The sequence below is a fragment of the Mycobacterium sp. UM_Kg1 genome, from assembly GCF_000972925.1.
Classification (GTDB): domain Bacteria; phylum Actinomycetota; class Actinomycetes; order Mycobacteriales; family Mycobacteriaceae; genus Mycobacterium; species Mycobacterium hiberniae.
Genome location: NZ_JRMK01000139.1, coordinates 1 through 9,002 on the forward strand (window position 1 = coordinate 1; position 9,002 = coordinate 9,002).

Consider the following 9,002-nt stretch of genomic DNA (forward strand, 5'->3'; position numbering starts at 1 on the left):
ATTGCCACTGAGGCCTTGGCAGCCATGAAAGCTCCTCTATTCGAATCTATTCGAAAACCAGCCGGACCGAACCCAGCCCGGAAAACTCGGCGACGCAGTCGTCGCCGGCGTGTACGTCGATGGCCCGGGTCGCGGTTCCCGGCAGCACAATGTCGCCGGCCTTCAACCGCACTCCGAAACTCTCCACCTTGCGAGCGAGCCAGGCCACCGCGGTGACCGGGTTGCCCAGCACCGCATCGCTACGGCCTTCGGCGACTACCTCACCGTTCTTGATCAGGCTCGCATCGATGTTCTTGATATCGATGTCCCCGGGCTTGACCCGCTGCTTGCCCAGGACGAACCCGGCCGACGAAGCGTTGTCGGCGATGGTGTCGCAGAGTTTGATCTTCCAGTCGCGAATCCGGCTGTCGATCAACTCGATCGCCGGGGCGAAGGCCTCGGTGGCCGCCAGCACGTCCTCTTCGGTGCAGTCCGCGCCGGGCAGATCCTTGGCCAGGATGAACGCGACCTCGACCTCGACCCGGGGGTAGAGGTAGTTCGACGCCTTGACCGGGGAGTCCTCGAAAACCTGCATCTCGTTGAGCAGGTGCCCGTAGTCCGGCTCGTCGACGCCCATCATCTGCTGCATCGCCGCACTGGACAGGCCGACTTTGTGGCCCACGACGCGTGCGCCTTCGGCGATCCGCTGCCGGATGTTGATCAGCTGGATCTCGTAGGCGTCGACGACGTCGATGCCGGGCTGCGCCGCCGTCAACGGAGCCATCGGTACCCGGCTGCGTTCGGCCTGCGCCAACTCGGCAGCGAGCTCCTCACGGATCTGGGCGCTGAGCATGAAGGTCCCCTCGGGTGGTGGTGAGCGGGTGAAACGTGCCGTTCAGCGGCAATTCTAGGACGTGTTCTACTTTTTCGTTCTGGCGGTCCAGGCGCAGCCAAAACCGGTGGTAGGCAGCCCACCGGCCCGGCGAAGGCGCAGAACTACGATTTGCCGGCGTAGTCGACGTGCCAGTGCTTGACGCCGTTGAGCCAGCCTGATCGCAGCCGCTGGGGACGGTCCAGCGGGGTCAGGTCGGGCATGTTGTCGGCGATCGCGTCGAACATCAGCCCAATGGTCATCCGCGCCAGGTGCGTGCCGATGCAGTAGTGCGCACCGGTGCCGCCGAAGCCGACATGCGGGTTGGGTTCACGCAGAATGTCGAAGGTGTACGGGTCGGTGAACACGTCCTCGTCGAAGTTGGCCGAACGGTAGAACATCACCACTCGCTGACCCTGCTCGATCAGCGTGCCGTTGAGGTTGTGGTCGCGGGTCGCGGTGCGCTGAAAAGCAGTCACCGGCGTTGCCCACCGCACCACCTCGTCGGCCGTGGTGGCCGGACGCTCCCTGATGAACAGCTCCCATTGGTCGGGATGTTCGGTGAACGCCATCATTCCCTGCGTGATCGAGTTGCGAGTGGTCTCGCTGCCGGCCACCGCCAGCAGAATGATGAAGTAACCCAGCTCGTCGTCGTTGAGCTTCTCCCCGTCGAGATCGGCTTCCACCAGGGTGGTCACGATGTCGTGGCCCGGGTTGCGGCGCTTGAGCTCGGCCAGTTCCAGCCCGTAGCCGATGATCTCCAGCGCTGCGGTCGCCGGGTCATAGTGCGCGAATTCCGGGTCGTCGTAGGAGGTCATCTGGTTGGTCCAGTCGAACAGCTTTCCGCGATCCTCCTGCGGCACCCCCATCAGCCCCGCGATGGCCTGCAACGGCAATTCCGAAGCCACCTCCACCACGAAGTCGCCGCTGCCCCGGGCCAGCGCATCCTTGGCGATCTGTTGCGCCCGCGCCCGCAGATCGTCGTGCAGCGGCAGGATGTGGCGCGGCGTGAAACCACGGGAGATGATCCGGCGCTGCCGCGTGTGTTTGGGCGCATCCTGATTGAGCATCAGGATGCGCTGCGCGTCGAGCTGCTCGCGAGTCGTCTCGTCGTGAAACCGGGGGATCGCCCCGTTCACCTCACTGGAGAACACCTCGTCGAGCCGCGAGATCTCCTTGATGTCCTCGTGCCGGGTGATGGCCCAGTAGCCACCGTCTTTGAATCCGCCGCTCTTGTCATCCGGCTGCGCGATCCACTTGATCGGTTCGTTGCGCCGCAGTTCGGCGAACTCTGCGTCGGGCAGTCGCTCGGCGTAGATCTCCGGATCGGTGAGGTCGAATCCGGCGGGAAGGCAAGTGGCTGACGAGACGGTAGGGCTGGCCACAATGGCGACTCCTCACTGGTGAAGTGCCGACTACGATACTTTTTCGCCGCAGCTCAGCGGGGCTTTACCAGAGGGAAAAGGGCATAAAGACCCCGCTGACAAGACGGAAATGGAACACGTTCTACCCGGCGGCCGGCTGGGCTCAACCGGCCCGGAACAGCCGGATTACCAGCAGGCTGGGGAGTCGTTGCCGGGGACTCGCCCAGGCAGTACGGCCAGCCAACTGGCGCCCGGGCGGGGCGGTTTTATAACGTGTTCTACATGGCCGAACAGGAGTACGACGTCGTCGTGGTCGGAAGCGGCGGCGCCGGTATGGTCGCCGCGCTGACTGCCGCCCACCACGGACTGTCCACCATCGTCATCGAGAAGGCTGCCCACTTCGGCGGCTCGACCGCCCGCTCCGGCGGTGGTGTGTGGATTCCCAACAACGAGGTGTTGCAGCGCGCGGGGGTCAAAGACGACCCACGGGCGGCGCGCACCTACCTGCACACGATCATCGGCGACGTGGTGCCGGCCGAGAAGATCGACACCTACCTGCAGCGCGGGCCGGAGATGCTGTCGTTCGTGCTGAAGCACTCACCGCTGAAGATGTGCTGGGTTCCCGGTTACGCCGACTACTACCCCGAGCAGCCCGGCGGCAAGCCGACCGGACGTTCCATCGAGCCCAAGCCGTTCAACGCCAAGAAGCTGGGCGCCGACATGGCCGGCCTGGAACCGGCCTACGGCAAGGTCCCGCTGAACGTGGTTGTCATGCAGCAGGATTACGTTCGACTCAACCAGCTCAAGCGCCACCCGCGCGGTATGCTGCGCAGCCTGAAAGTCGGCGCCCGCACCATGTGGGCCCAAGCCACCGGCAAGAACCTGGTCGGCATGGGCCGCGCCCTGATCGCGCCGCTGCGCATCGGCCTGCGCGAGGCCGGTGTCCCCGTCGAGCTCAACACCGCGCTGACCGACCTGTACGTCGAGGACGGCGTGGTCCGGGGCGTTTACGTACGCGGGGCATCCGACCCCGAGTCGGCGGAGCCGCGGTTGATCCGGGCCCGGCGCGGGGTGATCCTGGCCAGCGGGGGCTTCGAGCACAACGAACAGATGCGGGTCAAGTACCAGCGCGCTCCGATCACCACCGAGTGGACGGTGGGGGCAAAGGCCAACACCGGCGACGGCATTCTGGCCGGCGAGAAGCTGGGGGCCGCGCTGGACATCATGGAGGACTCCTGGTGGGGGCCGACGGTGCCGCTGCCCGGGGCGCCGTGGTTCGCACTCTCGGAGCGCAACTCGCCCGGATCGATCATCGTGAACATGGCCGGCAAGCGGTTTATGAATGAGTCGATGCCCTACGTCGAGGCCTGCCACCACATGTACGGCGGCCAGTACGGTCAGGGCCCCGGACCCGGCGAGAACGTGCCGGCGTGGCTGGTCTTCGACCAGCGCTACCGCAACAACTACATCTTCGCCGGCCTGCAGCCGGGACAGCGGATTCCCAAGAAGTGGCTGGAGTCGGGCGTGATCGTCTCCGCCGACACCCTTGAGGAGCTGGCAACCAAGACCGGTGTGCCGGCCGCCGCATTGACCGCGACCGTCGAGCGCTTCAACGAGTTCGCCCGCAACGGCGTGGACGAGGACTTCCATCGCGGGGAGAGCGCCTACGACCGCTACTACGGCGACCCGACCAACAAGCCGAACCCCAATCTGGGCCAGATCGCTTCGGGCCCGTTCTACGCCGCCAAGCTGGTGCCGGGAGACCTGGGCACCAAGGGCGGGATCCGTACCGACGTGAACGGCCGGGCACTGCGCGACGACGGCACCGTCATCGCGGGGCTCTACGCGGCCGGCAACGTGAGCGCTCCGGTGATGGGCCACACGTATCCGGGCCCCGGCGGCACCATCGGCCCCGCCATGACTTTCGGCTACCTGGCCGCTCTCGACATCGCTGGCGCGCAACCCGGAAAGGCCTGATATGGCGATCGATCTCGACGTCGCACTGGGAGCAGAATTCGGTCAGGTCGAATTCTCCTGGACCGCAACCAATGTGCAGCTCTACAACCTGGCGCTGGGCGCCGGGTCTGACCCGATGGACCCGCGGGAGCTGAGCTACGTCATCGACGGCAGCCCGCAGGTGCTGCCGACCTTCGGATGCGTCGCCGCTTCCTTTAATGACGTGAATCCGCCGAAGGTGAGCTGGCCCGGTGTCGAGATCGACCTGGCGAAGATTCTGCACGCCTCAGAGCGGGTCACCGTACCGGCGCCTCTGCCGCCGTCGGGCAGTGCGCGGGCAGTGAGCCGGATCTCCGACGTGTGGGACAAGGGCAAAGCCGCGGTGGTGGTGCTCGAGACCTCGGTCACCAGTACGGACGGCACGCCCCTGTGGACGCAGCACAGGTCTATCTTCGCCCGTGGCGAAGGCGGCTTCGGCGGCGAGCGGGGACCGTCGACGGCGAGCGAACTGCCCGACCGCGCACCGGACTTCGAGATCGACATTCCGGTGTCGCCGCAACAGGCGCTGTTGTACCGACTCTGCGGCGACCGCAACCCGCTGCATTCGGACCCCGCATTCGCCGCCGCGGCCGGTTTCGACCGCCCGATCCTGCACGGGCTGTGCACCTACGGCATGACCTGCAAGGCCGCGGTCGACACCGTGCTGGGCGGCGACGCCGGAGCGGTCCGCTCCTTCGGCGCCCGGTTCGCCGGCGTGGTCTTCCCGGGCGAGACCCTGCGGGCCCGGCTGTGGAAGGACGGCGACCGGCTGGTGGGCGGTGTCGTGGCACCCGCACGTGACGACGCCACCATCCTCACCGACGTGGAGCTGATCCCGGCTTAGCCTCCCCCGCGCCGGCGTTTCACGCCGCAGCACCTAATTGAAAATGACTTTCATCTTCGATATGGTGAGCGGCATGACCGCGCCGGTATGGATGGCTTCTCCGCCAGAAGTACATTCGGCCGCACTGAGCACCGGCCCCGGGCCGGGTCCCCTCCTGGCCGCTGCCGACGCGTGGTCATCGCTGAGCGCGGAGTACACCGCTGTCGCCGAGGCGCTGCGGGAGGTGCTCGGCGCCACCGCGGCAGCGGCATGGCAGGGACCGAGTGCCGAAAGCTATCGCGCCGCGCATCTGCCCTACCTGGCCTGGCTGGCGACCGCCGGCGCCGACAGTGCCGCGCACGCCGCCCAGCACGAAACGGCGGCCGCCGCATACGTCAGCGCGCTGGCGGCCATGCCGACGCTGGCCGAGCTGGCCACCAACCACGCCGTCCACGGGGTACTGGTCGCCACCAACTTCTTCGGTATCAACACCATTCCGATTGCGCTCAACGAGGCCGACTACGTTCGGATGTGGGTCCAGGCCGCCACCACAATGGCCGGCTATGACGCGGTCGCCGGCGCGGCACTCGCGTCCGCTCCGCAGCTCACCCCGGCACCGGCCGTCGTCAATCACGACGAGCACGGCCATGACGACCACGATGAGCACGATCACGACGACCACGACCATGACGACCACGGCGATCATGGCGATCACGATGACCACGACCACGACCACGGCGGCGGCGATCACGACCACGACCACGGCGGCGGCGGAACCCATGACGGCTCGCTGACCCCCGCCGACTTGCAGTGGTGGACGGAATTCTTCGGCGAACTCGGCCACTACGGCGAGATCCTGCTGAACGACCTGCTCACCAATCCCGGGGCGTTCATGAGCGACCTGTCGTGGATCATGGCGGATCTGACCTTTCACGCCGCCCAGATCGCCTCCACCCTGAATCAGTTCGCACCGGCGCTGCTTCAGCCGGCTCTGACGCTGGCAGTGGGCAACCTGGGCTGGGCCGCCGGCTTGGCCGGACTCGCCGGCATCCAACCGCCGCCCCTGCCGGCTGCTGCCCCCGTAGAGCAGATCACTCCGGTGGCTCCCAGTGCCGGCGTTTCTGCTCCCACGCCGCCATCCCCCGCGTCCGCGCCTGCGGCACCGCCCCCGGCGGCATCGATGCCCGCGACCAGTGCCCCGCCGGCCTCGATGCCGCCGTCATCGCCGCCCCCCGCCGGCGGCCCGGGTTTCTTCCCGCCGTACGTGATCGGGCCTCCCGGCTCGGCCAGCTGGATCGGTGCGAAAGCCCGCACCCGCGGCGTGACCAAAGCGGTGAACCCGGAGCAGGCCGGCGAAGAAGCCGCGGTGGCCGCTGCCGCACGGGACCGGGCCCGCGGCCGGCGACGCCGCAGCGCCAGGGGGCACGCAGACGAGTTCATCCGGGTCTACGCCGACGCCACGCCGACGCCCGACGCCGGCCCGGAGACCTGCACCCGGCCGTCTGCGCGCAGTGCCGGCAGTCTCGGCTTCACCGGCGCCTACGCCGCGGCGACCACCTCCGCGGCCGGATTGACGACGCTGGCCGGCGGCAACTTCGCCAACAGCCCGACCATGCCGCTGCTGCCCGAGAGCTGGGGCGAGGCAGACTAACCCAGGATCAGGCCAGAGGTGGGAACACCAGTCCCCGCGGTGACCAGCACGTGCTCGACGTTGTCGACCTGGTTGACCGAGGTTCCGCGCAGCTGGCGTACGCCCTCGGCGATGCCGTTCATGCCGTGCACATAGGCTTCGCCGAGCTGGCCCCCGTGGGTGTTGATCGGCAACCTGCCGCCGAGTTCGATGGCCCCGCCGGCGATGAAGTCCTTGGCCTCCCCTTTACCGCAGAAGCCCAACTCCTCCAGCTGGATCAGCGTGTAGGGGGTGAAGTGGTCGTAGAGCACCGCGGTCTGGATGTCGGCCGGCGTCAGACCCGACTGCGCCCACAGTTGCCTGCCGACCAAGCCCATCTCGGGTAGCCCGAGCTCCTCGCGATAGTAGGAGTACATGGTGAACTGGTCGGCCCCGGCGCCCTGGGCTGCCGCCTCGATGACTACGGGTCGGTGCTTGAGGTCGCGGGCCCGCTCCGGGGTGGTCACAACGATCGCCACCCCGCCGTCGGTCTCCTGGCAGCAGTCCAGCAGGCGCAACGGTTCGGCGATCCATCGCGAGTTCTGGTGATCCTCGATGGTGATCGGCTTACCGTAGAAGTGCGCCTTGGGGTTGGTGGCGGCATGTTTACGATCGGCCACCGAGACCACACCGAAATCGGCGCTGGTGGCGCCGTATTCGTGCATGTAGCGCTGAGCGATCATCGCCACCGAGGCCGCCGGGGTGCTCAGCCCGTGCGGATAGGACCAGCTGTACTCCACACCGCGGGAGTCGGCGTTGACCGTCAGGCCGGTCATCACCTGGCCGAACCGGAACTCCGAACGCTCGTTGAAAGCCCGGTAGGCCACCACGACCTCGGCGACGCCGGTCGCCACCGCCAGCGCAGCCTGCTGCACGGTGGCCGCGGCGGCACCGCCGCCGTAACCGATCTGGGAGAAGAAGGTCAGATCGCCGATTCCGGTGGCACGCGCAACAGCGGTCTCCAGGTTGGAGTCCATGGTGAAGGTGACCAGCCCGTCGACGTCGGAAGGCTTCAGGCCCGCATCGTCGAGGGCGTCGAGCACCGCTTCGGCGGCCAGGCGCAGTTCGCTGCGCCCGGACGCCTTGGAGAAGTCGGTCGCGCCGATGCCGGCGATAGCCGCCTTGCCGGACAACATCATGCCTCCCCGAGGGTGAGAGTGGCGGTGGCGACGACGTGGTCGCCGAGACTGTTGTTCCCGACGACCTTGACCGTGACCACCCCGTCGTCCACGGCGGTCACCTCACCGCTGAAGGTGACGGTGTCGTAGGCGTACCACGGCACGCCCAGCCGCAGCGCGATCGAGCGGATCACCGCGTTAGACCCGGCCCAGTCGGTGATGTAACGCTGAACCAGTCCGGTGTCGGTGAGGATGTTGACGAAGATGTCCTTGGATCCCTTGGCCTGCGCCTTGTCACGGTCGTGGTGCACGTCCTGGTAGTCGCGGGTGGCGATAGCCGTGGAGACGATGAACGTCGGGTCACCGTAGATCTTCAGCTCGGGCAGCTTGGTGCCCACTTCGGCAGTCGGAGCGCTCACGCCTGGTCTCCTTCCACCGGCTCCCAGGCGTAGAGGCTCCACGCCGGACCGGCATCGCTGGCCGGAAAATCGAGATAGGTTGCGCGGACCGGCATTCCGATCCGCACCGTCGCGGGGTCGGCGCCGCGGAGCTCGCCGAGCATCCGCACGCCCTCCTCCAGCTCCACCAGTGCGATCACGAAGGGCAGGCTGCGGCCGGGAACTTTCGGAGCGTGGTGCACGACATAGCTGAACACCGTTCCCCTGCCGCTGGAAACGACGTAGTCGGTGGTCTCGGTCTTGTCCTTCCAGACCGCGGGCACCGGCGGATGCTGCAGACTGCCGTCCGGTCGCTGCTGAATACGCAGCTCATGCGCGACCACCCCGTCCCAGAAGTACTGGGAGTCCTTCGACCATGACGGGCGCATCATCTTGTCGGGATCGAGATCCTCCGGTACCTCCGCTGACGAGCCCGGGTTCTCCCTGTCGGCGGGCAGGAACTTCAGGATGCGCCAGATCATGTCGGCGACGTTCTCTTCGCCTACCCACCACCGGATCTTCTGGGTGATGAAGTAGCCCTCGCCCAGGCCGGTCTTCTTGGGCCCCACGATGTCGGTCACCTCGGCGGTGACACTGACCTCCTCGCCGGGCCGCAGATAGCGGTGATAGGTCTGCTCACAGTTGGTCGCCACCACACCGACATAACCCGCCCCGTCGAACAGTTCCATGACCTTGCCCAGCGGGTCGTCGGCGGGCCGCTGTCCCCCCAGGCCCATCATCGTCCA

At 67.2% G+C, this 9,002-nt stretch carries 8 protein-coding genes; 3 read left to right on the plus strand and 5 right to left on the minus strand.

Features of this window, described 5'->3' with window-relative positions; translation table 11 throughout:
- Positions 1-46 precede the first annotated feature (46 nt).
- Both LI92_RS17325 and LI92_RS17330 read right to left on the minus strand, forming a co-directional pair.
- The gene (locus LI92_RS17325) at positions 47-832 is read right to left on the minus strand and encodes a 2-keto-4-pentenoate hydratase (RefSeq protein WP_046321044.1); all 786 of its coding nucleotides are present in this window, start codon (positions 830-832) and stop codon (positions 47-49) included.
- 143 nt (positions 833-975) lie between these two features.
- On the minus strand, positions 976-2,235 hold the full coding sequence (locus LI92_RS17330; RefSeq protein ID WP_046321046.1) for a cytochrome P450: 1,260 nt from the start codon (positions 2,233-2,235) through the stop codon (positions 976-978).
- A 261-nt stretch (positions 2,236-2,496) separates the two neighbouring features.
- Between LI92_RS17330 and kstD the strand changes: the two genes are divergently transcribed.
- The 3 genes from kstD to LI92_RS17345 all read left to right on the plus strand — a co-directional run bounded on the left by kstD (position 2,497) and on the right by LI92_RS17345 (position 6,683).
- Complete coding sequence (kstD, locus tag LI92_RS17335; RefSeq protein WP_046321050.1) at positions 2,497-4,191, plus strand: 3-oxosteroid 1-dehydrogenase; 1,695 nt, start codon at positions 2,497-2,499, stop codon at positions 4,189-4,191.
- A 1-nt stretch (position 4,192) separates the two neighbouring features.
- Positions 4,193-5,053: an enoyl-CoA hydratase ChsH3 gene (chsH3, locus tag LI92_RS17340; protein ID WP_046321048.1), complete on the plus strand. Its 861-nt coding sequence runs from the start codon at positions 4,193-4,195 to the stop codon at positions 5,051-5,053.
- A 73-nt stretch (positions 5,054-5,126) separates the two neighbouring features.
- Positions 5,127-6,683 carry a PPE family protein gene (locus LI92_RS17345; protein WP_046321051.1) on the plus strand — a complete coding sequence of 519 codons (1,557 nt, stop codon included), beginning with the start codon at positions 5,127-5,129 and terminating at the stop codon, positions 6,681-6,683.
- Here the strand turns inward: LI92_RS17345 and ltp2 are convergent.
- From ltp2 to LI92_RS17360, 3 genes are all read right to left on the minus strand, one after another.
- Entirely contained in the window at positions 6,680-7,837 is a 1,158-nt protein-coding gene (gene ltp2, locus LI92_RS17350) for a 17-hydroxy-3-oxo-4-pregnene-20-carboxyl-CoA lyase (protein WP_046321052.1), read from the minus strand. The genes LI92_RS17345 and ltp2 overlap by 4 nt on opposite strands.
- The gene (locus LI92_RS17355; RefSeq protein ID WP_046321049.1) at positions 7,837-8,238 is read right to left on the minus strand and encodes a MaoC family dehydratase; all 402 of its coding nucleotides are present in this window, start codon (positions 8,236-8,238) and stop codon (positions 7,837-7,839) included. The genes ltp2 and LI92_RS17355 overlap by 1 nt, the downstream gene beginning before the upstream one ends.
- Positions 8,235-9,002, minus strand: a 768-nt coding sequence (locus LI92_RS17360; RefSeq protein WP_046321053.1) for a Zn-ribbon domain-containing OB-fold protein, incomplete at its 5' end; no start/stop codon positions are given. The genes LI92_RS17360 and LI92_RS17355, both read right to left, overlap by 4 nt.